Source organism: Rhizobium sp. BK512, assembly GCF_014194915.1.
Taxonomy (GTDB): domain Bacteria; phylum Pseudomonadota; class Alphaproteobacteria; order Rhizobiales; family Rhizobiaceae; genus Rhizobium.
The window spans coordinates 13,812-38,093 of record NZ_JACIAS010000015.1 but is presented as its reverse complement, the minus strand read 5'-3'; the positions used below and the strand labels follow the sequence as shown (position 1 = coordinate 38,093).

Sequence of the window (24,282 nt, the reverse complement as noted above, 5' to 3'; positions counted from 1 at the left end):
CCGGGCCGGTTTTTCATGTCTTTCCTTGGGAGGAAAACTCAGTCGACGTTGAAGGCCAACAGCTTTGCCTGGCGGATCGCCGAATTGGCGGTCAACTGGCCCAGCACGAGGTCGTCAACCGCGCCGTCGACATAGAGCAGAGCAATGGCGTCGCCGCCCTGCTTGTCGCGGCCGAGCTGGAAGTTGGCGATGTTGACGCCGGCAGCACCAAGCGTCGTGCCGATGAAGCCGATCATGCCGGGAACGTCGGTATTGGTGATGTAGATCATGTGGCTGCCGACATCGGCGTCAAGGTTGATGCCCTTGATCTGGATGAAGCGTGGCTTGCCGTCGGAGAAGACCGTGCCGGCGATCGAACGCGTCATGGATTCCGTCGTCACCGTCAGCTTGATATAGCCGTCGAAGACACCCGACTTGTCGCGCTTGACCTCGGAGAGGATGATGCCCTTTTCCTTGATCATGACTGGCGCCGAAACCATGTTGACGTCGGCCACTTGCGAGCGGATCAGGCCGGCGAGGACCGCAGAGGTCAGCGCGCGGGTGTTCATATTGGCCGTGACGCCGTCGTAAAGGATCTCGATTTCCTTGATCGGCTCTTCCGTGACCTGGCCGACAAAGGCGCCGAGAACATCAGCGAGCCTGATGAACGGCTTCAGGATCGGCGCCTCTTCGGCGGTGATCGACGGCATGTTGATGGCGTTCGAAACCGCACCCCTGACGAGGTAATCGGCCATCTGCTCGGCCACCTGCAGAGCGACGTTCTCCTGCGCTTCCGTGGTCGATGCGCCGAGATGCGGCGTGCAGACGACGTTCGGCAGGCCGAAGAGCGGGCTTTCCTTGGCGGGCTCGACTTCGAACACGTCGAAAGCAGCACCGGCAACATGGCCGGACTTGATCGCATCGGCAAGAGCCGCCTCATCGACGAGACCGCCGCGCGCGCAGTTGATGATCCGAACACCGGGCTTGGTCTTGGCGAGCGCTTCCTTGTTCAGGATGCCGCGCGTCTTGTCCGTCATCGGCACGTGCAGCGTGATGAAATCAGCCTGTGCGAGCAACTCGTCGAGCTCGACCTTGGTGACGCCCATTTCCTCGGCGCGCTCCTTGGAAAGGAACGGGTCATAGGCGATGACGTGCATCTTCAAGCCGATGGCACGAGCGCAGACGATGGAGCCGATATTGCCGGCACCGATGACGCCAAGCGTCTTGCCGGTGATCTCGACACCCATGAACTTCGACTTTTCCCATTTGCCGGCCTGCGTCGAGGTGTCGGCAGCCGGAAGTTGGCGCGCAACCGCAAACATCAGGGCGATTGCGTGTTCGGCAGTCGTGATCGAGTTGCCGAACGGGGTGTTCATGACGATGATACCGCGGCGCGATGCAGCCGGGATATCGACGTTGTCGACACCGATACCGGCGCGGCCAACGACCTTGAGGTTCTTGGCAGCTTCGATGATCTTCTCGGTCACCTTGGTGGCGGAGCGGATGGCCAGGCCATCATAATTGCCGATGACTTCGAACAGCTTGTCCTTGTCCTTGCCGAGCTGCGGCTGGAAATCGACTTCGACGCCGCGATCACGAAAGATCTGGACGGCGGTTTCCGACAGTTCGTCGGATACGAGAACACGAGGTGCCATTTGGGCCTCCTTCAAAGAGTTCAGCGATAAACTTGAATTGGGAATGCGGGGCTCCGCGATCAGGCGGAGCCGGATGCGATCACATCAGGCAACAGCCTGGGAAAGCGAAGCCTTCTGCGTCGCAAAAGCCCAGGAAAGCCAGGGCATCAGCTTCTGCATGTCGGCAGTCTCGATCGTGGCACCAGCCCAGATGCGCAGGCCGGATGGAGCATCGCGGTAAGCGCCGATGTCATAAGCGACGCCTTCCTTCTCGAGGAGGGCGACGAGGCCCTTGGCAAAATTCGCCTGGCCATCGGCATCGAGAGCGGCAACGTCCTTGTCGACGATCTTCAGGCAGATCGAGGTGTTGGATTCGATCTCCGGCTTGACGGCCAGGTTGGCGATCCAGTCGTTGGCAGCGACGAAATCTGCGATCGCCTTCGCATTCGCATCGGCGCGGCCGATCAAGGCCTTGAGACCACCGAGCTGCTTGGCCCAGAGAAGCGCATCGATATAATCCTCGACGCAAAGCATCGAGGGCGTGTTGATCGTTTCGCCCTGGAAAATACCCTCAATGAGCTTACCACCAGACGTTAGGCGGAAGATCTTCGGCAGCGGCCATGCCGGCTGGTAGGAGACCAGCCGTTCGACGGCACGCGGCGACAGGATGAGAATGCCGTGCGCACCCTCACCGCCCAGAACCTTCTGCCAGGAGAAGGTGACGACATCGAGCTTTGCAAAATCGAGGTTCTGCGCGAAGGCAGCCGAGGTCGCATCGCAGATCGTCAGACCCTTACGGCTAGCGGGAATGAAATCGGCGTTCGGAACGCGCACGCCAGAGGTCGTTCCGTTCCAGGTGAAGACCACGTCACGGTCGAAATCAACGGTGGAAAGGTCGGGAAGTTCGCCGTAACCGGCTTCGATCTTGCGAACGTCCTTCAGCTTGAGCTGCTTGACGACATCGGTAACCCAGCCGGCACCGAAGCTCTCCCAGGCGACCATGTCGACGCCGCGCTCGCCGAGCAGCGACCAGAGCGCCATTTCGACGGCGCCGGTGTCAGAAGCCGGAACGATGCCGATGCGGTAATCCGCGGGCACTTCCAGAATTTCGCGGGTGAGATCGATCGCCTGCTTCAGCTTGACCTTGCCGACTTTCGCACGGTGCGAACGGCCAAGGGCCGCATCGGAAAGAGCTTCGAGCGTCCAACCAGGACGTTTCGCGCAGGGGCCTGAAGAAAAATGAGTATTTTGCGGACGCACGTCCGGCTTTGCGGTATTTGCCATATTGCTACCCTTCCAGATAGATGGCTCCTCGTTGGGGAGGAGTGTCCCGCCGCCGTGTTTATGGGCGAAGCCCGTCATAGTCAAGCGAGTGATGTCGTTTCTGGAGGCTATTTTGCCGCAGCAGCGATCACATTTCCGGTTATGCTGCGCCGCTCGCCGCGCGACCGGCTGCGTTGAAGACATTGCTGCCAATGCGGCGCGCCATCTCAATATGCACGGCACCAGTGCCTGCATCCGAGTCGAAAAGCAGTTCCGAAGTCATCACAGGAGCTCCGCAATAGTCGAAAATGCCATGATCGATCTGCGTCCTGATGGCGCTGAAATAGCCGTGCCGCTCATAGGTGCGCGCATCCGCACCGCCGATACCAACGAGATGGACGGGGAGATGTCCAAGCTTTTTCACAACCTTGCCGGATATGTCGTCGTAGGCCCAGCCATTGGCAAAAACACGATCGATCCATCCCTTCATCAAGGCAGGCATGGACCACCAATAGACAGGGTAGACCAACACAAGCGCATCGGCGCGATCGATCCTTGCCTGCTCGACGGCGACATCGGCAGGTGCCTCGGCTTTCCGGCGATGAGCCGCGATATCGGCTTCGTTGAATCTCGGATCGAAAGCCTCTTCCGTCAGGTCCGCAGTTTCGAAGGAGTTACCGGCATCGAACATCGTTATGCCTTCGGCTATCCCTGCGGCAATGGCATGACTGAGAGATTGGGAATCGGGATGGGCGAGAACGATCAGTGCATGCATCTCGAAAGCTCCTAATTGCGATTGCGGGCAAAGCGGATCGCTTATATACTTTTCGTAAGCTACCTTTAGTAAGTTACTTTTCGTAGGTTACAATGTCAAGCGCCGACAACGACCCCGACCACGCCCTTCCCCGCCCGCGTCGCCGGCTTTCGAGAGAAGACCGTCATCGCCAACTCATGGATGTCTCGTGGCGATTGATCAGGGAAGAAGGCACAGAGGCGCTGACGCTGGGACGACTGGCCGAGCAAGCCGGCGTCGCCAAGCCTGTCGTCTATGATCATTTCGGCACCCGGCCGGGACTGCTTGCGGAACTCTACCGTGAATTCGATGATCGGCAGACGGCGCTGATGGATACTGCGTTGCGCGAAAGCGGGCCGGCGCTGAGCGACAAGGCCAAGGTCATGGCGGCTTCGTATATTGATTGCGTTCTCACGCAGGGGCGTGAAATTCCCGACGTCATTGCCGCTCTGGCAAGTTCACCGGAGCTGGAAAAGGTCAAGCACGAGTGCCAGGTGGTTTTCATGAACCAGTGCAGATCCGTACTTGCTCCTTTCGTCGGCGCAGGGACGATCGCCGCAGCCAGCCTTTGGGCAATGCTGGGCGCTGCCGAAACTCTCTCCTATGCTGCGGCAACCGGCGAGATCACTGCCAGACAGGCTGAAAGCGAACTTTTCGAAATCATTCTGGCAATGGTGGCCAGAAACGTCAGCTGAAACGAAAAAGCCGCCCTTGCGGACGGCTTTCGATAATTCTTGAAATATTGGCCTTACTTGTAGACTGGCTGCTGCAGCGGAATTGCCGGCGGCTCATAGGCGACCGGCTGGGCGCAGCCGCCGAAGAGGTAACGGGCACCGACGCGGGCTTCGTGGACGTTGACGCCACGGTCGCGGCCCGGGCCGCCGTTTTCGTTATAACCGAACATGTTGCCGCCATTGATATGCAGATAGCGGTAACCGACATCGGCCTTGACGTTGCAGGTCACGTCGATCGACGCACCGGCCATGAGGGCGTAGCTGAAGCGCCAGCCACCACGACCGCCATGATCGACTTCGTCATCGCAACCGCTGCCGTCATCGGCGCAGGCGACATTATGAAGATCCTTCCACTTAACGTAGGAACCACCGATACCGGCGCCGACATAGGGCGTGAAGTAGGCGTAGGTGCCGAGATCGACGTAAGCGTTGGCGAGCAGTGTATAGGCCGTCATCGACGATACATCTGTGGACGTACATGCAACCACGCAGGCACCGAAGGCAGCGCCGCCACCAACCGTCGAACCGCGGAAGTCCGACTTTGTGAGGTAGTCAAAGGTCAAATCAGTGCGCAGATAGTTGTTGATCTGATAACCGACACCACCACCGATCATCCAGGCATCGTCGAGGTCGGCGTCATCGAAATCCGCTTCCAGAGCATTGCTTCCCTGGAAGAACGTCGCACCACGAAGATCGGTAAAGGCATAACCGATATCACCGCGCAGATACCAGCCGGTCGATTCGGTTACCGCGACTTCCGGCGGCTGTTCCGGGACGGGTTCGACCGGAGCAAGATCGGCAGAATAGGCATTCGACGCGATCAACAGCGCGGCGAAGATACCGGACAAGGTTCGTTTCATGGATTCACTCCAGTCGGTTGCGTCGGCGCAGGCCGCCAAAACGGATATGCTTTTTATGGATAATGAATCGGAAACGTTAAAAGCTGCTTAACCATAAGAAGTAATGTGAATATTCGGCGCAGAACGCATCTCGAAAAGTAAATGTCGGCCATCTGCCTGTTTCGACTTCCTGGATCGGAAGGATGCTGAACTAAAACCCCCGCGACCTTCATATTCACGAACGGCAGATGCGCAAAGACCAGGCCAAACGCATCCCCCATGTTCTTCCGGCATTGAACCCACTAAGACAGATCGAAGATTTTTCCGCAGGATCAGCCAGCAAATGCAGAACAACAGGCAAGCCGCCGACATCATTCCCGACCTCTATGAACGACACGCCAAGCTCTGGGATAGCAGTCGCGGCAAAACTCTTTTTGAACGGAGCTGGCTTGATCGCTTCACAGCACTGATTCCGCAAGGCGGGTCGATCGTCGATATCGGATGCGGTTCCGGCGAACCCCTCGCGCGGCATTTCATCGAAAACGGCTATGCCGTGACCGGCATCGATTCGTCACCGAGCCTGATCGACATGTGCAAGGCGCGCTTTCCAAACGCCGATTGGCAGGTCGCGGACATGCGCCATCTTTCGCTTGGCAGAAATTTCGATGGGCTCATCGCCTGGGACAGCTTCTTCCACCTGACTTTCGAAGGCCAGCGGCGCATGTTCGCACTGTTTCGCGCGCATTCGAAACCGGGAACGGCGCTGATGTTCACCAGCGGTCCCGCGCATGGCGAAGCGATGGGCGTCTTCGTCGGCGAGCCCCTCTATCATAGTAGCCTCAGCCCGGACGAATATCGGACCCTACTAGCGGAACACGGCTTTGAGATTGTCGCCCACAAGGCTGAAGACCCGGCCTGCGGCAACCACACGGTCTGGCTGGCTCAACAGCAATAGAACCGGTGCAATAGACCGGCGGCAACAAAAAAGCCGGCAACGAGGCCGGCTTCTAGCTTTTCCTGCGTCGTCGCTTTCAGGCGGCGTTGCGCACGCTCGAAATCGTGCCGATCAGATCGTTGACGATACGCTCGATCTGCGCGCGGTCGTCGCCTTCCGCCATCACGCGGATCAGCGGCTCGGTGCCGGAGGGGCGGATGACGAGGCGGCCGTTCTTGGAAAGCTCGGCCTCCGCATCCGCAATTGCCTTGACCACCTGCAGATCCTCCAGCGGCTTGCCGCCGGAAATGCGGACATTGCGCAGAAGCTGCGGCACCGGCTCGAACCGGCGGCAGACTTCGCTGACCGTCTTGCCGGTGCGCTTGACCGCGGCAAGGATCTGCAACGCAGCAACGAGACCGTCACCGGTCGTGCCATAGTCGGAAAGCACGATATGGCCGGACTGCTCGCCGCCGACATTGTAATTGTGCTGACGCATATGCTCGACGACATAGCGGTCGCCGACCTTCGTTCGGGCAAGGCCGAGACCCTTGTCCTCGAGGAAGCGCTCGAGGCCGAGATTGGACATGACGGTCGCAACAATGCCGCTGCCGCGCAGCTGCTGGCTCTCGGCCCAGCTTTCGGCGATGACGGCCATCAACTGATCGCCATCGACGATCGAGCCGTTCTCATCAACGATGATGACACGGTCCGCATCGCCGTCAAGCGCAATGCCGATATCGGCGCGCACTTCGTCAACCTTCTTCTGCAGGGCGACCGGGTTGGTAGAGCCGCAGTTCAGGTTGATGTTCGTGCCGTTCGGATCGTTGCCGATCGTCACCACGTCGGCGCCGAGCTCCCAGAGAACGGCAGGCGCGACCTTGTAGGCTGCACCGTTGGCGCAGTCGACGGCAACGCGCAGACCCTGCAGGGTCACATCGCGCGGCAAGGTGCGTTTGACGTGCTCGAGATAGCGGTAGATATCGCCATCGACGCGCTTGGCTCGGCCGATTTCTTCGGCCTTGGCAAGCTGTCCCGATAGATCCTTGTCGAGCAAGTCCTCGATCTGCGCTTCGATATCATCGGAGAGCTTGTAACCATCAGGACCGAAAAGCTTGATACCGTTATCCTGGAACGGATTGTGCGAGGCCGAAATCATCACGCCGATATCGCAGCGCAACGAGCGCGTCAGCATGGCAACCGCTGGCGTCGGGATAGGACCGAGCAGAAAGACGTCCAATCCAGCCGCGGTGAAGCCGGCCACGAGGGCGTTCTCCAGCATGTATCCCGAGAGGCGCGTGTCCTTGCCGATCACCACACGATGACGGTGGGCGCCATTGCGAAAAATCGTCCCTGCAGCAATGCCGACCCGCATTGCAAGGTCCGGTGTCATGGGGAAGATGTTGGCTTCGCCTCGAATGCCGTCCGTCCCAAAATAGCGTCTTTTCATATGCACTCCTGCGCTTTCCGCGCGCCGTAGAAGCTCATGCATTCCTCAAGCAAGAACCTGGATCCAAAGATTGGTGTTGGACCTGAAACCTTGATCCAAGTTCGTCTTTAGTCAGCGGAATGCCACAAAACCGCGTACCCGGCACGTAAATTACCAAGAAAACTGATTATATCCTGTTACTAATATTAAAAGGGCCGGATTCCCTGTGGAAATCCGGCCCTTTAGGAAAAATCCTGTTCAATGTCAGTGGGGCTGCGGTTCCAGCCCGCCCTCGGGTTCATCACCCTTGGATGCCGGGCGCACACCGGCCTTCGGAACAGCCGAACCGCGGCTCGGAGGCGAATCATCGCCAAGATCGCGCGCCGGCTTTTCGCCACGGATGAGCGCCTTGATCTCTTCGCCGGTCAGCGTCTCGTATTCGAGCAAGCCTTCGGCAAGAGCCACGAACTCGTCGTGCTTTTCCGTCAGGATGTCCCTGGCCTGACGATAGGCCTGGTCGATCAGACGGCGCACTTCGTTGTCGATCTTCTGCGCGGTCGCTTCAGAAACGTTCTTCGACTGCGAGACCGAATGCCCCAGGAAAACCTCCTGCTGGTTTTCGCCATAGGCAACCTGGCCGAGCTCGTCCGAGAAGCCCCACTGGGTCACCATCGCACGGGCAAGCTTAGTCGCCTGCTCGATGTCGGACGAAGCACCAGACGTGATGTTCTCCTTGCCGAACGTCAGTTCTTCGGCGACGCGACCGCCCATCATGATGCACAGGCGCGAGATCATCCACTTGTAGCTCATCGAGTAGCGGTCGCCCTCGGGAAGCTGCATGACCATGCCGAGTGCACGGCCGCGCGGAATGATCGTTGCCTTGTGCAGCGGATCGGCGACGGCGACGTTCAACGCGGTAATCGCGTGACCGGCCTCGTGATAGGCGGTGAGCTTCTTTTCCGCCTCGGTCATGGCCGAAGAGCGGCGCTCGGCGCCCATCATGATCTTGTCCTTGGCGTCTTCGAATTCCTGCATTGTGACGACACGCTTGTTACGGCGCGCAGCCATCAGGGCAGCTTCGTTGACGAGGTTCATCAGGTCGGCACCGGAGAAACCGGGCGTACCGCGAGCCAGAACCTTGAGATCGACATTCGGCGCCAGCGGAACATTGCGGGCATGAACCTTGAGGATACGCTCACGGCCGACGATATCTGGGTTCGGAACGACGACCTGGCGGTCGAAACGGCCCGGACGCAAGAGTGCCGGATCGAGAACGTCGGGACGGTTGGTCGCAGCGATCAGGATGATGCCTTCATTGGCTTCGAAGCCGTCCATCTCGACGAGAAGCTGGTTCAGCGTCTGTTCGCGTTCATCGTTACCGCCGCCGAGACCGGCGCCACGATGGCGACCGACGGCATCGATTTCGTCGATGAAGATGATGCAGGGCGCATTCTTCTTGGCCTGCTCGAACATGTCGCGGACGCGGCTTGCACCGACACCGACAAACATTTCAACGAAGTCAGAACCGGAAATGGTGAAGAACGGAACATTGGCTTCGCCGGCGACAGAGCGGGCAAGCAAGGTCTTACCAGTACCCGGAGGGCCGACGAGCAGCACGCCGCGCGGGATCTTGCCGCCTAGACGCTGGAACTTCTGCGGGTCGCGCAGGAATTCGACGATTTCTTCCAGGTCCTGCTTGGCTTCGTCAACACCGGCGACGTCATCAAAGGTTACACGACCATGCGCTTCGGTCAGAAGCTTGGCCTTGGACTTGCCGAAGCCCATCGCGCCGCGCGAACCGCCCTGCATCTGCCGCATGAAGAACAGCCAGACGCCTAGGATCAGGAGCATCGGCAGCAACGTTCCCAAATAGCTCAGGAAGCCGGAGGAACCATCGGTTTCCGGGCGCGCAGTGACGGCAACATTCTTGGACTGCAGGCGATCCAGCAGACTATCGTCGATGACAGGCGAATAGGTCTGGAAGGTATTGTTGTTTTCCAGATATGTTCCGGTCAGCCTGTTGCCGGTGACCACGACATCCTTCACGCGACCCGCATCGACCTCACGCAGGAACTGCGAATAAGGGACTTCACGCGAACCCGTCTGCGCCGGAGCCGTCTGGAACATACTGAAGAGGGCGATCAGCAGAAGCGCTATGATCGCCCACAAGGCGAAATTACGTAAGTTAGGGTTCATTGAACTCCCCAGCACTGGAACAGTCGCCTCATGGCGGCCGTCATATTTGGTCTCTAACATAGGGTTGCGCCAAGCCATTGCCAAGGCGATCCACTCTGTCAGATCGTTTTTCCGTCAATACTTCTTAAAGGCGGCTCCGCATAGGGCGCCCTCGAGAAAACTGCCGAAAGCCTGTCGGCAAAGGTGAAGTCAAATCGTGTCAAAAAGCGGTCGAAGGGGGCAAAATGCGGCGTCACCTCGACCAACCTGCCAAATTCCGCCGATAGAGGCGCGCAGTGGGCCAATAAGGCCGGCGCTGAAGCCATTGCTCGCTTCCATGCACCCTTGGGAAACCGTGTGGAACTGCCTTCGTCGACGTCGATGGCGTGAGCCGCATCGACATGAATGACGGCTGTCGACCCATTGCGCACAAAAAACCGGCCGTCCCAGACCCCGGTCTCTCCTGGCTGAAGCTTGAGGGGCAGGATCCCCCGGCTCTCTCGCGCCAGATAAAGCCCGTCACGCCTGAGATCGAATACCACCCTGCCAACGGTCATTCGCCCCGGCTTGCCATTGGCGGCGAATGCAAGAAGCCGCTCCATTTGCGCCCTCCCCGGCACGAATGGCTGGCCGCCGAAAACTGCCGTCAGACGGCCGAGTGCATAGTCGAAAACGGCAGGATCTTGCCTCAATCCGTCGGGTATCACCTGTCCGAGCAAGCCGCCATGAAGCCGGAAATAGCTGTCCAGCCATTTAACTCCGCTGGACGAATAAGCCAGCCGCCGTTGCGCGGCAGTGTCGACGTCCGTTTCTGCGACCATGTTCAGCGAAAGTCGTCGGCGCGTCCGCACGCGCTCGTATTTCATATCCTCGTTGCTGGGATCGTCTATCCAGTGCACGCCGCGCGTGCTGAGAAAGCGACGGATATCGGCCCGGCTGGAGAAGAGAAGCGGCCGCAGGATCCAGAAGCTCCGGTCAAAGAGCACAGCATCCGCAATGCCGGTCGAAAGCTGCTCGGCTCGCTTGCCCTGCATCTCCAGCGTTTCGCGTTGATCGTCGGCTGTATGTCCGGTGACGATGAGATCCGCTCCAAGCGCTTCCGCCGCCTCGGCCAGCAGGCCGTAGCGCGCCTCACGTGCGGCTGCCATGATGCCGGTCTTAGGTTTTTCGCCTTGCCAGACCACGGTGTTGTGCGGAATGCCAAGTGACCCACAGAGGGCTGCGACCTCGCGCGCCTCATCTGCAGCTCCGCTGCGCAACGCATGATCGACGGTCGCAGCACAAAGGGAAATTCGAGCATTGGGTGTGGCCTTCAGCGCCTCGGAGAGCAGAAGAAGCAGGCCGGTAGAATCGCTGCCCCCTGAGATCGCGACAAGAATGCGCGCGGGCGTCTTCAGCGAAGTGAGGAAACGGCCAATTGCCGCTTCGGGAGACATCAGGTCCTCCGGAAACAAGCCGGGAGACCTTAGCAGGCGAGACGCTTCTGTTCGCTCGCGACCTTGTTTATAACGGCGCGGGACGCCTTCGGGTACCGCTTGCTGACTTCGCGGAGCGTCGCACAGGCAGTATCGGTATTGTCGAGTGCGGCAAGCGACATGCCGAGCTTCAGCAACATCTCAGGCGCCTTCTCGGATGTGCCATATTTCTGATGGGCGTTCAGGAAGGTCTTCGCAGATTCGTTGAACTTGCCCTGCGAATAAAGCGCCTCGCCGAGCCAGAAATTGGCATCCGCAGCCCGCGAGCTGTTCGGATAACGGGAAATATACTGCGTAAATTCCTGCTCAGCCGTGCCATAGTCGCCGGAAAGCACATGGCCATAGGCAGCCCTGTACTGATCGCCCTCGCTGCCGAGCGAAGCAGTCTGCTGCGGCGCCCCGGCATCCGGCAGCGGCGCGGAACCGACAGTCGCATTCTTGTTCATGGTATTGCCCATAGGATTGCCGTTCTGGTCGAAATCCATGGAGCCGAGCTCACGCGGCGGCTGGCCGAGGCCTTCATTGGCGGGCACGTCGGTGGAGGGAGCCGTTTCGGCTCCCTGTGGGGCTTGAATGACCTTTGCGATATCGTCGCCACCGCCTGATGTCGGAGGAGCAACGTCTGCTTCACTCTTCTTCACCGGCGTCTTGGCCGCACCGCCACCACTTGCACCGCCGCCCGTCTTTTCAAGCTGCTGGAAGCGGAATTCATTGTCTTCCTGCTGCTTGCGGATCGTCTCCTGCATCTGGAGGAGCTGAAAGCTCATTTCCTCGATACGGCCGTTCAGCTGCCGCATCTGATCTTCCATCTGCTGGATGCGGACTTCCGCTCCGCTGCTCTGCACGTTGACGACCGGCGCTGCCGGCTGGCTCTGTTCTGCGGATTGGCCGCCGATGTGCAAGCCGAAGAACGAAGCGGAATACGCCGCTCGCTCGCTCCCGGTCACGGCCGCAAGGCACAGCATGCCTGCGACGACTAGTTTCTTCATTTGTATCGTCCTGTCCCAGTGATTCTTCGCGCCCCGATGGCACGAACAGGAGATTTTTCCAATTGCTTTCAAAAAGCAACGGAGTCTGGCCAAAGTGTGGTCAAAAAGAAAGGCGGCCCGCAAGAGGCCGCCTCGTCAAATTCCGGCTTTGGCCGTGAATTACATGCCGGCGCCACCGAGAACGGTGACCGCACGGCGGTTCTGCGACCAGCAGGAAATATCATCGCAGACAGCAACCGGACGTTCCTTGCCGTAGGAGATCGTCTTCAGGCGCTGGGCCGGAACGCCGCGCGAGGCGAGATAATCCTTGGTGGCTGCAGCGCGGCGAGCGCCGAGAGCAAGGTTATATTCGCGCGTACCACGTTCGTCTGCATGACCTTCGACCGTGATCTGATAGTTCGGATAACGACCGAGCCACTGTGCCTGACGGTCGAGCGTCTGGGCAGCATCGGCGCGAATCGACGTGGAGTCGGTGTCGAAAAAGATGCGGTCGCCGACATTGACCGTGAAGTCCTGAGCGGAGCCCGGCGTTGCGGCGCCGGCACCGAGGCCGAGTTCACCGGCGCTGTTCGGCACGCCATTCTTCTTGTTGGCGCAGCTCGCAAGAGCGAGCCCGGCAACAAGCGCGATCATGACGGGGTTGCGGGCGAAATTCTGCATGCGGCTCATTGCCGGGGTGTGAATTCGGCTCATGGCCGGGTCTCCTTGCGACTTCAATCAGGGTTTCCGGACAGTAACCGCACTCGGTTAACCGGCCATCAAAGATTATGGTTAACGATTCGTTGATTTGTCCCTGTATCGCCCATTTTCAGGACTTTGCGGCGACATGAAGGCGAATTTCCGCTCGTCCACTACTCAAGAAGCGGCGACCAGGCCGGGTCCGAACCATAGGCCGGCGTCTTGATCGCCTGCTCATTGTAGCCCGTCAGGTCGATCGAATAGAGCTGCGGGCCACCCGCACCTGCTGCCTGACGGAAGAACATTATGACGCGACCATTCGGCGCCCAGGTCGGACCTTCATTGTGGAAACCCGTGGTCAGGATACGTTCACCCGAACCATCCGGCTTCATGACACCGATCGAGAATTTCCCGCCCGACTGCTTGGTGAAAGCGATCAGATCGCCGCGTGGCGACCAGACCGGCGTCGAGTATCTGCCGTCACCGAAGGAGATTCGGGTCTGGCCCGAACCATCGGCATTCATGACGTAGATCTGCGACTGTCCGCCGCGGTCACTTTCGAAGGCGATGCGATTGCCGTCGGGCGAATAAGAGGGCGAAGTGTCGATCGCGGCCGTCGATGTCAGGCGGGTCGTCGTACGCGAACGCAGATCCATCGTGTAGATGTTCGAGTTGCCTTCCTGCTGCAGGCTCATGATGACCTTCTGGCCATCGGGAGAGAAGCGCGGCGAGAAGGTCATGCCCGGGAAGTTGCCGACCACTTCGCGCTGCCCGGTTTCGAGCTGCAGCAGATAGACGCGCGGCTGCTGGTTTGCGAAGGACATGTAGGTCACTTCCTGCCGGCTTGGCGAGAAGCGCGGCGTCAGAACGAGGTCGCTGCCGTCAGTCAGCATGCGCACGTTGAAGCCATCCTGGTCCATGATGGCAAGCTGGCGCTTGCGCTGTTGCTTGGTGCCGGATTCCGAAACGAAAACGACACGGGTATCGAAATACCCCTCTTCGCCGGTGATCTGCTTGTAGATCGCATCGGCGATGATGTGGGCGACACGACGCCAATTCTCCGGCTGCGTGTAGAACTGCTGGCCAGTCATCTGCTGACCGGCGAACGTGTCCCACAGACGGAACTCGGCGCGAAGACGGCCATCCGCCTCCTGGGTAACGCGACCGGTGACCAATGCCTGAGCATTGATGACCTTCCAGTCCTCGAAACGCGGCGAGGCGTCCGGATTGGAAATCTTCTCGATGAAGGCTGTCTTGTTGATCGGCGCAAACAGTCCAGACCGCTGCAGGTCGGCCGCGATGACCTGCGAGACCTGCGCACCCATGTTGCCCTGCAGGAAGTCCGTCACCGCGATCGGCAGCGGCTGGACGTTACCCTTATTGATGTTGATCTCAACAAGTGCGTTGGCCGGCGTCGCGAAGGCAGCGGCGGTCATCAGACCGGCAGCGACCATGATGGCGCGGAAGAAGGAACACTTTGTCATACCAAACAGCCTTTCAGCATTTATGGGTTCAGGTCGCTGGCATCGAAGTTGAAGATAACTTCCTTCCAGCCATCGTATTTGTCTTTTGGGAGCATCGTGAAAGGAGCCGCGCGGACGATCGCACGAAATGCAGCGTCCCTAATGATTTTACGCGTCGCCTCGCTACCGCCGCTGGCGTCAGCCTCAGGGGTTCCCAAGATATTGCCGTCTTTGCCGAGTTTCACACGAAATTGCAGTTTGACGCTGCCGGCATCCTTGAGGTTGCCGGGGAGTACGAAACGGTCAGCGACCGAGCGTTTCATCGCATCCATGGTCGCGTGGCCTATCATCGGCACTTTCGTACCGCTTTCTTTGCGCGCGACAGTGTCAGCACGCGCATTAAGAGAAAGCGTGCAAGCAATCGCCAATATCGCCATGGTCCCGAAAGACTTCGCAAAATGGAATCGCCAGTGCAGCATCTAGATTCCCAGATCGCTCGGATCAAAGTTGACGACGACTTCGTTCCAAGCGTCGTATTTGTCTTTCGGCAGACTTGAGAAAGGCGCTGATTTCATGATGGCGCGATAGGCACCGCCGGCCAGAGCCCGGCGGGTGGAATCATTGTCGCCACCGGTCGCTTCGACTTCCGGCTCGCCGATGATATTGCCGTCCTGATCAAGCTTCATATGAACCTTGATGCGCACGTCAGCCATGCCTTCCATGCCGGGAATGACCGACCAGTTGCCGGCGATCGCGCTTTTCAGCGCATCCATTTCACTGAGAGACAGCTTCGAAGCACCGTTCGTCGCCTTCTTGGCGCCCAGCGATGCTTCCTGCGTCGACCGCTTAGTGCCGCCGGCGGAGGGATCGGTCTTGTTCAGCAGTGCAGAGATTTCATCCGCATTGAAGTCGCTCTTCATCGACGAAGCGGATTTCGCCACTTCCTGTTTCTTATCGGCCTTTTTCTTGTCCGTCGGCACTTCCGCAGCCTTCGGCTGGTCCGGGGTCTTTTCCGGCGGCTTTTCGGCAGGTTTCTGCTCCGGCGGCTTTACCTGCGGCTTGACGACCGGGGTCGGCACCTTGTCCGGCAGTGCTTCCGCATCCGGTTTCGGCGGCTCTTCAGGTTTGGCCTGTTCCTCCGGCGGCTTTTCCTCAGGCTTCGGCGGCGGCGTTATTTCTGCCGGCTTGGTCTGCGGAATGGAAGCGACTTGCTTCGGCTGCTCGACCTCGGTCTCTTCCTTGTTGACTTCCTTGACGTCGTTCGGCTTCGGGTCGATCTGCGGCTGCGGCTTGTCGCTCGAATTGGCGGCGGCCGCGTCGCTGTTGCTCGGCTTGGCGTTCGGAACCGGCGGCGTCTTCAGATCGACCTTATTGTCACCGGCATTTTCTGACGGCTCCGGGATTGGCGGCCGCGTCGTGGGCACAGGCGCAGAGGTCTCCTTCATTGGAGCCTTCTTATCGCCCTGCTGCATCTGCGTGATGGATTCCACCGGCACCAGATCGACCGGCATTGCCTCGAAATCCTCCACCTTGAAGGATTCCGGAGCGCTCAGCGAAACCAGCGCCCAGGTAAGCACCAGCCCGTGCAGAACCGCAGATGTGACGACGCTGGTCTTCATCTTGAGCGTTACTGGTCCTTCTTCTGCTGCGTCACGAGGCCGATATTCTTGAAGCCCGCGCCCTGGATACGGGCCATGACGTCAGCAATCACGCCATAAGGCGCAGTCGCATCGCCGCGCACGAAGATGCGCTCGTTGTAGCCGGTTGTGGCGATCGCCTCGAGCTTTGCAGCAATTTCCTCAGCCGGGATCGGCGTTTCCTGCAGATAGACTTCGCCGCTGTTCTTGACCGAGATCGTGATCGGCTGCGTCTCGGAATTCAGTGCCTTGGCCTGCGTTTCCGGCAGATCGATCGGAACACCGACCGTCATCATCGGGGCCGCCACCATGAAAATGATGAGCAACACGAGCATGACGTCGACGAGCGGCGTCACGTTGATTTCGGAGATCACACCCTTGTTGCGGCCACCGCGGCGGCGGCGTCCGCCGCCCCCTCCGCTATTGCCGCCTACAGCCATACCCATGGTCGTCTACTCCGTCGGTTACTGCGCAGCCTGGCGCGGCTGCAGCTTCTCGTCGATCTGGCGCGAAAGGATGGCGGAGAATTCATCCGCAAAGCCTTCCATGCGACCCGAGAGCTTGCCGGCGTCGGCGGAGAACTTGTTGTAGGCGATAACCGCCGGGATAGCGGCGACGAGGCCGATGGCGGTTGCGAGGAGCGCTTCCGCGATACCGGGTGCCACGACGGCAAGGTTGGTGGACTTCGAACCGGCGATCGCCTGGAACGAGGTCATGATACCGACCACAGTACCGAACAGGCCGATGAAGGGACCAGCCGAACCAATCGTCGCAAGCGAGCCGAGGCGCGCCGAGAGATATTCGGATTCACGGGCGAGCGTCACGTCCATGGCGCGGTCGATACGCATTTGCAGACCGATCGGCGAACGCGCGCCGCGCTCGAAGGACTTCTTCCATTCGCGCATCGCCGCGACAAAGATTGCCGCCAGGCCAGTATTATTGCGCTCGGAAAGTGTCCGGTAGAGTTCTTCCAGCGACTGGCCCGACCAGAAGACCTGCTCGAACTTGTCGAACTGGCGACGGGCACGGCCGTAAGCCAGGTATTTGTCGATGACGATAGCCCAGGTCCACACCGAAGCGGCGATAAGGCCGAGCATGACCAGCTTGACGACGATGCCGGCCTGCATGAAAAGCGACCAGAGGCTGACGTCGGTCGTGGCTGCTGCCAATCCTACTTGTTCCATAGATCCAAAATCCCCGAATCCAAACGCCCGGCGCTTGACCGGGCGGCACGAAGTGATCACGCAAGAATGTCTGGCGGCCGCCGCCCAAAGCCCTGGTCAAGCTTCCAAGCTCTTCATCCGCCTTCTTGCCGTCAAATTTGGTCAAAGGAAGGCGTGCGTCGCACAAACTCCGACTCCGCGAGTAAGACACCATTATGGTTAATAGATCGTTAGTGCCAGACTATGACAGCAGGAATATCGCGGGAGATTTTGTTCCTGGATTAACTTGACCGGTACATTGTCCGGTTGCCGAACACAGCGCTATCTTGCAGCGCGGAAATTCCTTCACATAAAATTCAAGTTTTTACAAGCCCTCGATTCGGCCAGTTCCAGGCCGCAAAATCGCAGGCACGCATCGGTCTTTTCAGGTCTCGGGAATGAGCATCTGTCTGGCCAGCGCCTCCGGCAACCGGCGCGGCCGGCCTTTGGCGTTGATGACGGCAATGATGACCTTGGCGGCAATCAGCAGAGTGTCATCACGACGGATTTCCTGGTTGAGCACCATCTTGGCGCCGCCGGCTTTCTCGGTATGGGTCAGCACGGTCAGAATGTCATCCATGCGGGCGGGGGTCTTGAAGTCGATCTCCATCCGATGAACGACGAAAACGAGCCCTTCCTCATCGGCATTGACGAGTTCACGCTGCTCGACACCGAGACACCGCAGATAGTCGGTGCGACCGCGTTCGAGAAAATGGAGATAACGGGCGTGATAGACCAGACCGGAGAAATCCGTATCTTCGTAGTAGACCCGCTGGACGAGTCGATGACCCGCCTCAACGAGTTCGCCGGAAATAGAAAAGCCGTGTTCCGCCATAATTTTCTCCAAACTTTCCGGCCCTCTTTGACGCAACATCTCTCGACAGGCAAGCATTGAACAATTGTCATATTTCCTAACTATCCCCGTTAGGAAGCAACCGATGAGGAGCCAGTGGAATGAAGATTGCGGTGATGGGCGGAGACGGTTTCATCGGTTGGCCAACCTCACTGCATCTCTCCGATGCCGGCCATGATGTTCACATCCTCGACAATCTCTCCCGCCGTTGGATCGATACGGAACTCGGTGTCCAGTCGCTGACCCCGATGGACTCGATTCAAGAGCGTACGCGCATCTGGCATGCAGAAACCGGCCGCCGCATCCATTTCAATCTGATCGACCTTGCCCGCGACTATGAGCTGCTCAAGAAGTGGCTCGCGGAAAACCGGCCGGATGCGATCATCCATTTCGCTGAACAGCGCGCCGCCCCCTACTCGATGAAAAGCGACCGCCACAAGAATTACACCGTTAACAACAATGTCAGCGCCACGCACAATCTCCTGAATGCGTTGGTCGAGCTGCAGCTCGATGCGCATCTCGTCCACTTGGGCACCATGGGCGTCTATGGCTATTCGACGGTCGGCGCAGCCATTCCAGAAGGTTATCTTCCCGTCGGCATCGAGACGATGGATGGCGAAACGGCTTCCCAGGAAATTCTCTATCCGTCCAATCCCGGCTCGATCTACCACATGACGAAGTGCCTGGATCAGTTGCTTTTCCAGTTCTATGCCAAGAATGATGGTCTCAGGATCACGGATCTGCATCAAGGCATCGTCTGGGGCACGCATACCGAACAGACGCGCCGCCATCCGCAGCTCATCAACCGTTTCGATTATGATGGTGACTACGGCACCGTGCTGAACCGCTTCCTCATTCAGGCCGCCATCGGCTATCCGCTGACGGTCCACGGCACCGGAGGCCAGACGCGCGCCTTCATCCATATTCAGGATTCCGTCCGCTGCATCGAGCTGGCGCTGAAGAACCCGCCTGCCCGTGGCTCGCGGGTCGAGATCTTCAATCAGATGACCGAGACCCATCGTGTGCGCGATCTCGCCGAGATGATCGCCAGGATGAGCGGCTCCGAAATCGTCTGGTTGCCGAATCCGCGCAAGGAAGCTGCGGAGAACGATCTGGTTGTCAAGAACGACAAGTTTCTGGGCCTTGGCCTCAACCCGATCACCCTGCAGACCGGCCTGCTGGACGAGATCGTCGACGTCGCCAAGAAATTCGCCTACCGCGTCGACCGCTCCCGCGTCCCGGCCGTCTCCGCCTGGACGAAGGATATCGCCGCGACGATCAATCACGACCCGGAAGGCAAGCGGCTGAAGTCCGTATCATGAGGGGCGCTTTCTCCGCGAAGCAACGGCCCCGCAGGAGCGAAGCCGTTCAGGAAAGCACCCTGCATCCATGACCTCTGCCCCTCACTTCGCTTATGTCAGTCTCGTCACCAACACCGATTACGCCATGGGCGCGACAGCGCTGGCAAAGTCGCTGCGCCGCACCGGCACGGAAGCCGCAATCGTCATCCTGCACACTGGCGGTGTCGATGCGGCCGCCCTCTCATCGCTGGACGCTCTCGGCTGCCGGCTGATCGAAGTCGAGCATCTGCCGCTGTCGGATGCCTTCAACGAGCGCCATGCACGCGGCAACCTCCACACCGCAGCGCCTTTCACCAAAGGCCGCAAGCCGGCCTTTCATTCACCGCTCGACAATTTTTGCAAGCTGCGCCTCTGGCAGCTTGTCGAATACGAGCGCTGCGTCTTCATCGATGCCGATGCGATTGTGCTGAAGAACGTCGACAAGCTCTTCGCCTACCCGGAGTTCTCCGCGGCGCCCAATGTCTATGAAAGCCTCGCCGACTTCCGTCGCATGAACTCAGGCGTCTTCGTTGCCCGTCCGTCAGAAGAGACATTCGGGAGAATGCTGGAGCTTCTGGATCAGCCCGAGATCTTTTGGCGGCGCACCGATCAGACCTTTCTCGAAACCTTCTTTGCCGATTGGCACGGCCTGCCGGTCTATTTCAACATGCTGCAATATGTCTGGTTCACCATGCCGGCCCTGTGGGATTGGAAGAGCATTTCGATCCTGCACTATCAGTATGAAAAACCTTGGGAAAAAGATCATCCGAAGGCGGCGGAGCTACAACCTTTGATCGATTTGTGGCATTGTTTCCATACTGACAGCCACGTGCCGGAGATTGCATCCCTGGCCAATCCGGATGAGGCGACATGAAAGTACTGGTATCAGGCGGAACTGGCCTCGTCGGACGTTATATCGTCGAAGAGCTGCTTTCCGCCGGATATCAGGTGATTATCGGCGGACGGCGCGCGCCGCTTCCACAGGCCTTTTCCCGTCCGGTTGATTTTGCCCCGCTTACGCTCGATCCGGACGAAGATGATATCGGCGCCTTCGATGATGCCTATTTCTTCGTGCATGCCGCCTTCAGCCACCTCGACGGAAAATATCGCGGCGGCGAAGGCAATGACCCGAAGACATTTCGACGCCTGAACCTCGACGGCACCGTAAAGCTCTTCGAAGAGGCAAAGCGTGCGGGCACCCGCCGCTGCATCTTCATCTCCACCCGTGCGGCCTATGGCGAACAAGCACCGGGTACCGAGCTTTTCGAGACCATGCCCGCCACACCGGAAACTCTTTACGGACAGGTCAAGCTCGACGCGGAGCGGGCGCTCGCCCATCTTTCCGGACCGGGCTTTGCGGGAGCAAGCCTGCGGCTAACCGGCGTTTACGGTGATAATTCTCCAGGCAAATGGGATCGACTGATCGATGACTGTCTGAGCGGCCGGCCGGTTTTACCGCGCGCGGGAACCGAAGTGCATGGTCGCGATCTCGGCCGTGCCGTGCGGCTGATGCTGGAAACAGAAAGCGCCCGGATCTCCGGCGAAATCTTCAACGTCTCCGATATCGCTATCGATACCAGGGATGTTCTTGCACAGATCCAGCATCACGCCGACTGTCCATTCCCGCTGCCCGAGGCAGCGGACAAGGCAGGCCTTTGCGTCATGAATACGGACAAAATCCGCGCGCTCGGCTGGAAGCCCGGGGGCATGCCCCTTTTCGAGCAGACAATGCGGCAATTGGCCGAGAAACAAACGGTTCCGCGGCCCAGTTCCACGCAAGTCTGATCTGGCAAAGTGCGCCCCAAATGTAATCGGGGGTATATTATGCAGCTCGCAACCGTTTCGGCGTCCATTCTTCTGCGTGGCACCCAGCCGGCACAATCCGGCGTTTCGTCCACGAGCGATGAGCCCGATGCCGGCGTATTGAAGATCCAGCGGCAGTCGCTGGCGCTGGAGCAGGCGCGTAATTCGCTGGCTAGCTCCGCCGACGATGCGAAAAGCCGCGCCCAGCGCAAGCTTGAGGAAGCCAAGCAGGAGCTTCAGGCGCTGAAAACGGCCGGCTTCCCGCCTGAAGTGATTGCGCGTCTTGCCGCTGAACTCGCGCGCAAGGTCGGCGCGGCAGCCTCCGAATTCGCCTCAGCCGTTGCAACCGGCGGCTCGTCCGCCCCAAGTGCTGCGACCGGCGCGGCAGCCACATCAGCTTCCGCCGCCACCACGACTGATACCACCACGACGGGCACCACCGCGAGTGCAACGGCCGGCGCTGTTGCAAGGGACGCAACGGCTTCTACCGAGACACCGCAAGATGCCGCGACGACCGCTGAAGCAGCCGAAGACGGCACGAACACTACGGAAATGGATGGCGCTGCTCATGCCCGCAAAGCCTATCAGGAAACCGTCGATGACGGTCCGAAATCATCGACAATTTCCGCCGATGACCGCCAGACGATGGAAGAATTCAAATCCATCGTCCGCGAACTGAAACAGATCCTCGAAAAGGCCATGCGCGATCTGCGCGAGAAGAACCGCGATACTGCCGCCGAAGGTGCGATCGGGGCAGCGCAATCAGCCGTGACCGGCCTGTCGGCTGCGGTACCCACGGCGGCCATTCCTTCAAGCATCGTCGTCTAAGCCTTGGGCGCCGCCGTCTGAGGCAGAAAATGGATCGTTACCTGGTTGACGAGCAGCACAAGGCAGGCGGCAAAGACAGTTGCAAATAGCCGGTCCAGCAGTGCTGAGGTCGGCAGGGCATGATCGGCGGTTCCCATCGCCATCATCATCAGCGGCGTCATCACGATCGAATAAGCCAGATAATTCCTGACCCGCAGGAAGGGCCTGGCGCCGCCGAGCACGGCGACGACGAGCACATCAGCCCAGCTCGGCAAGGTTAGAAACGACAGTAACGCCGCGCAGCAGACACCGAAGATAACGCCGATCACTCTTTGCGTCGTCTTCAGCGGTAAACGTTCCGGCCGCCGCTCGATCAACAACACCAACGCCAGTGCCGCCCAGTGAACGTCATGATCGGAAAAGAACCGGTGGATGAGCGAAACGGCGCCCAGGCAGGAAACCAGCCGGACGGGATATTGCCAGCCTGCCGGCTCCCCCAAAGAGCGCCGTAACCTGTTGAATCTCTGTCTGACGGTTGGTTTGCGTTCATCTTCAACCTGCTCTGCCGCATGACCGCGGACATGCGCGACGACCAGGGCCATAGCCAAGTGGAGGACAACAGCGAAAAGCGCCCCACCAATGACAATGGCAAAGATGAGCAACGGATCTGCTGTCGTGGTGGAGACGATGCCGCCAACCATCACGAGATAGAAGACATAGCGCGTCGAAGCCGCGACCATCGCCCGATCGAACCCGCCGATGACGCCGGCAAGCCCCGCGATCAGCAACAGAGCGATCTGCCACGCCCCGCCCAACCGCGCGAGTGCACAGGCAAGCCCGGCTGCAAGCATCAAAACCAGCAATGCAGCCCCTGCGCTCGCAGCTTGCGTCCTCAGTCTGCCGTGCGCTACCGTTCCGCTCATCGCCATGCCACCGATCAGGCCGAGCCCCGTATGATGGCCTCTCGCGGCAAGCAGAGCCGGAACGGCCATGGCGAGCGCCGAAACGGTGATTTCGATCGCCGTCACTTCCTTTTCAGTCGACCAGCGAAAGGCTCCGGCAAAGTGATTGAGTGTCTTTTCCACCAACCGTCTCTCGAACCAGGGATTGGGCTCGAGCGATATAATACGCAGTGCGTACTATATGTCCAGTAGCAACGACACCCCCGCGACACTCATCCTGCGTTCGGTCCTGCTGCTCGGCCGCCGCCTGCGCGCCGCGCGGTCCGAAAGTCCGCACAGCCTGTCGACCATCGCAATTCTTGGCACTCTTCATCGGTTGGGGCCCATGCCCGCCTGGCGTCTTGCGCGCGAGGAGCGCTTGCAACCCCAATCGGTCACCCGCATCATTGCCGCTCTCGAGCATGACGGACTGATCAGCCGCATGCGGAGCGAAGCTGACCGCCGCGAGATCGAATTGTCGATCACCCCTCATGGTCGCAACATACTATCGGAGGACATAGGCATTCGCCGCGCCTGGCTGGAAAAAGCGATGGACGAACGCCTGACTTCGCAAGAGCGCAAGACGCTCATCGACGCATCGGAGATTATGCTGAAGCTCGCCCATCCCGAGGACGAGGCGCAATCAGGCGAGGAATAGACCCTTTTCACCTGTCGCCACCAGCTGCAAGCAGTTATGTTCGCTGGATAACGATACCGGATTCGAGATGACGCCCAAGGAATTGAAGGCTCAATTGCGCACCGAACGTCTGGCGGCCCGCGACGCCATTCCGAAGGATCTTCGCGCAGCCAAAAGCCTCGATATGGCAGCCCATGCCGGCGATGCGGTTGCTTTTGCCCGCGGCACCATCATCTCAGGTTTTCTGCCGATCCGTTCGGAAGCCGATCTGCAGCCGCTGATGGCACGGTGGCGCGGTCGTGGCGCCCGCCTCTGCGTGCCCGCAATCATCGACAGGCAGACCATTGTCTTTCGCGAGCTTATCCATGGCGCAGCGCTGATCGGCACCGGCTTCGGCACAGTCGGGCCGGGCGAAGATGCTGCAACCCTCGACCCGGAAATCATGCTCGTACCACTGTCGGCCTTCGATTCCCGCGGCCACCGCATCGGCTACGGTGCCGGCCATTATGACCGTGCAATCGACCGTCTCAGGCAAAAAGACCTTTCCCCGAAGCTGATCGGCATTGCATTTGACTGCCAGGAAGTGGCAGAGGTACCCGCTGAGCCGCATGACATAAGCCTGGATGCCATCCTGACGGAAAGCGGTCTGCGCCATTTTACCTCACGGATTGGATAGG

24 protein-coding genes are annotated in these 24,282 nt (G+C 59.4%); 8 read left to right on the top strand and 16 right to left on the bottom strand.

Annotated elements, in window-relative coordinates; genetic code table 11:
• Nucleotides 1-38: 38 nt before the first annotated feature.
• From serA to FHX06_RS34415, 3 genes are all read right to left on the bottom strand, one after another.
• Nucleotides 39-1,634 carry a phosphoglycerate dehydrogenase gene (gene serA, locus FHX06_RS34425; protein WP_029869124.1) on the bottom strand — a complete coding sequence of 532 codons (1,596 nt, stop codon included), beginning with the start codon at nt 1,632-1,634 and terminating at the stop codon, nt 39-41.
• An 84-nt stretch (nt 1,635-1,718) separates the two neighbouring features.
• Nucleotides 1,719-2,897 carry a phosphoserine transaminase gene (locus FHX06_RS34420; protein ID WP_183882549.1) on the bottom strand — a complete coding sequence of 393 codons (1,179 nt, stop codon included), beginning with the start codon at nt 2,895-2,897 and terminating at the stop codon, nt 1,719-1,721.
• A 139-nt stretch (nt 2,898-3,036) separates the two neighbouring features.
• Nucleotides 3,037-3,651 carry an NAD(P)H-dependent oxidoreductase gene (locus FHX06_RS34415; protein WP_183882547.1) on the bottom strand — a complete coding sequence of 205 codons (615 nt, stop codon included), beginning with the start codon at nt 3,649-3,651 and terminating at the stop codon, nt 3,037-3,039.
• 92 nt (nt 3,652-3,743) lie between these two features.
• On the opposite strand from FHX06_RS34415, the gene FHX06_RS34410 reads away from it, so the two are divergent.
• On the top strand, nt 3,744-4,364 hold the full coding sequence (locus FHX06_RS34410; protein WP_113117437.1) for a TetR/AcrR family transcriptional regulator: 621 nt from the start codon (nt 3,744-3,746) through the stop codon (nt 4,362-4,364).
• A gap of 53 nt (nt 4,365-4,417) precedes the next feature.
• On the opposite strand, the gene FHX06_RS34405 is transcribed toward FHX06_RS34410, so the two are convergent.
• Complete coding sequence (locus FHX06_RS34405; RefSeq protein WP_029869203.1) at nt 4,418-5,263, bottom strand: outer membrane protein; 846 nt, start codon at nt 5,261-5,263, stop codon at nt 4,418-4,420.
• Between the two features lie 322 nt (nt 5,264-5,585).
• On the opposite strand from FHX06_RS34405, the gene FHX06_RS34400 reads away from it, so the two are divergent.
• The gene (locus FHX06_RS34400) at nt 5,586-6,197 is read left to right on the top strand and encodes a class I SAM-dependent DNA methyltransferase (protein WP_183882545.1); all 612 of its coding nucleotides are present in this window, start codon (nt 5,586-5,588) and stop codon (nt 6,195-6,197) included.
• Between the two features lie 76 nt (nt 6,198-6,273).
• Here FHX06_RS34400 and glmM read toward each other — a convergent pair whose 3' ends face one another.
• From glmM to ybgC, 11 genes are all read right to left on the bottom strand, one after another.
• A complete protein-coding gene (glmM, locus tag FHX06_RS34395; RefSeq protein WP_029869038.1) occupies nt 6,274-7,626 on the bottom strand; it encodes a phosphoglucosamine mutase in 1,353 nt (450 codons plus the stop codon).
• A gap of 243 nt (nt 7,627-7,869) precedes the next feature.
• Nucleotides 7,870-9,801, bottom strand: coding sequence for an ATP-dependent zinc metalloprotease FtsH (ftsH, locus tag FHX06_RS34390; RefSeq protein WP_029869039.1), 1,932 nt, complete (start codon nt 9,799-9,801; stop codon nt 7,870-7,872).
• Between the two features lie 98 nt (nt 9,802-9,899).
• Nucleotides 9,900-11,216, bottom strand: coding sequence for a tRNA lysidine(34) synthetase TilS (tilS, locus tag FHX06_RS34385; RefSeq protein ID WP_183882543.1), 1,317 nt, complete (start codon nt 11,214-11,216; stop codon nt 9,900-9,902).
• A 29-nt stretch (nt 11,217-11,245) separates the two neighbouring features.
• Nucleotides 11,246-12,244, bottom strand: a complete 999-nt coding sequence (gene ybgF / locus FHX06_RS34380) for a tol-pal system protein YbgF (protein ID WP_183882541.1) — start codon at nt 12,242-12,244, stop codon at nt 11,246-11,248.
• A gap of 159 nt (nt 12,245-12,403) precedes the next feature.
• Complete coding sequence (pal, locus tag FHX06_RS34375; RefSeq protein WP_027692927.1) at nt 12,404-12,937, bottom strand: peptidoglycan-associated lipoprotein Pal; 534 nt, start codon at nt 12,935-12,937, stop codon at nt 12,404-12,406.
• A gap of 158 nt (nt 12,938-13,095) precedes the next feature.
• The gene (tolB, locus tag FHX06_RS34370; RefSeq protein ID WP_027692926.1) at nt 13,096-14,406 is read right to left on the bottom strand and encodes a Tol-Pal system beta propeller repeat protein TolB; all 1,311 of its coding nucleotides are present in this window, start codon (nt 14,404-14,406) and stop codon (nt 13,096-13,098) included.
• A gap of 20 nt (nt 14,407-14,426) precedes the next feature.
• A complete protein-coding gene (locus FHX06_RS34365) occupies nt 14,427-14,864 on the bottom strand; it encodes a hypothetical protein (protein ID WP_113212012.1) in 438 nt (145 codons plus the stop codon).
• Nucleotides 14,865-16,004 carry a hypothetical protein gene (locus tag FHX06_RS34360; protein ID WP_183882539.1) on the bottom strand — a complete coding sequence of 380 codons (1,140 nt, stop codon included), beginning with the start codon at nt 16,002-16,004 and terminating at the stop codon, nt 14,865-14,867.
• A gap of 8 nt (nt 16,005-16,012) precedes the next feature.
• The gene (tolR, locus tag FHX06_RS34355; protein ID WP_007827059.1) at nt 16,013-16,468 is read right to left on the bottom strand and encodes a protein TolR; all 456 of its coding nucleotides are present in this window, start codon (nt 16,466-16,468) and stop codon (nt 16,013-16,015) included.
• Between the two features lie 18 nt (nt 16,469-16,486).
• A complete protein-coding gene (gene tolQ / locus FHX06_RS34350) occupies nt 16,487-17,206 on the bottom strand; it encodes a protein TolQ (RefSeq protein WP_029868707.1) in 720 nt (239 codons plus the stop codon).
• A gap of 403 nt (nt 17,207-17,609) precedes the next feature.
• Nucleotides 17,610-18,059, bottom strand: coding sequence for a tol-pal system-associated acyl-CoA thioesterase (gene ybgC, locus FHX06_RS34345; RefSeq protein ID WP_029868708.1), 450 nt, complete (start codon nt 18,057-18,059; stop codon nt 17,610-17,612).
• A gap of 119 nt (nt 18,060-18,178) precedes the next feature.
• On the opposite strand from ybgC, the gene FHX06_RS34340 reads away from it, so the two are divergent.
• From FHX06_RS34340 to FHX06_RS34325, 4 genes are all read left to right on the top strand, one after another.
• Nucleotides 18,179-19,399, top strand: a complete 1,221-nt coding sequence (locus FHX06_RS34340) for an NAD-dependent epimerase/dehydratase family protein (protein ID WP_029868709.1) — start codon at nt 18,179-18,181, stop codon at nt 19,397-19,399.
• 67 nt (nt 19,400-19,466) lie between these two features.
• The gene (locus FHX06_RS34335; RefSeq protein WP_183882537.1) at nt 19,467-20,291 is read left to right on the top strand and encodes a glycosyltransferase; all 825 of its coding nucleotides are present in this window, start codon (nt 19,467-19,469) and stop codon (nt 20,289-20,291) included.
• Nucleotides 20,288-21,202, top strand: coding sequence for an NAD-dependent epimerase/dehydratase family protein (locus FHX06_RS34330; RefSeq protein WP_183882535.1), 915 nt, complete (start codon nt 20,288-20,290; stop codon nt 21,200-21,202). Before FHX06_RS34335 ends, FHX06_RS34330 begins: the two co-directional genes overlap by 4 nt.
• Before the next feature lie 39 nt (nt 21,203-21,241).
• Complete coding sequence (locus FHX06_RS34325; protein WP_183882533.1) at nt 21,242-22,048, top strand: hypothetical protein; 807 nt, start codon at nt 21,242-21,244, stop codon at nt 22,046-22,048.
• Here FHX06_RS34325 and FHX06_RS34320 read toward each other — a convergent pair.
• Nucleotides 22,045-23,112 (bottom strand): FUSC family protein, encoded by a 1,068-nt coding sequence (locus tag FHX06_RS34320; RefSeq protein WP_183882532.1) that lies wholly within the window; start codon nt 23,110-23,112, stop codon nt 22,045-22,047. The two genes, FHX06_RS34325 and FHX06_RS34320, sit on opposite strands and share 4 nt — an antisense overlap.
• Nucleotides 23,113-23,170: 58 nt before the next feature.
• On the opposite strand from FHX06_RS34320, the gene FHX06_RS34315 reads away from it, so the two are divergent.
• Together FHX06_RS34315 and FHX06_RS34310 are read left to right on the top strand one after the other, a co-directional pair.
• Nucleotides 23,171-23,626 carry a MarR family winged helix-turn-helix transcriptional regulator gene (locus tag FHX06_RS34315; RefSeq protein WP_113017204.1) on the top strand — a complete coding sequence of 152 codons (456 nt, stop codon included), beginning with the start codon at nt 23,171-23,173 and terminating at the stop codon, nt 23,624-23,626.
• A gap of 67 nt (nt 23,627-23,693) precedes the next feature.
• Nucleotides 23,694-24,281 (top strand): 5-formyltetrahydrofolate cyclo-ligase, encoded by a 588-nt coding sequence (locus FHX06_RS34310; protein WP_183882530.1) that lies wholly within the window; start codon nt 23,694-23,696, stop codon nt 24,279-24,281.
• The last annotated feature ends 1 nt before the right edge of the window (nt 24,282 follow it).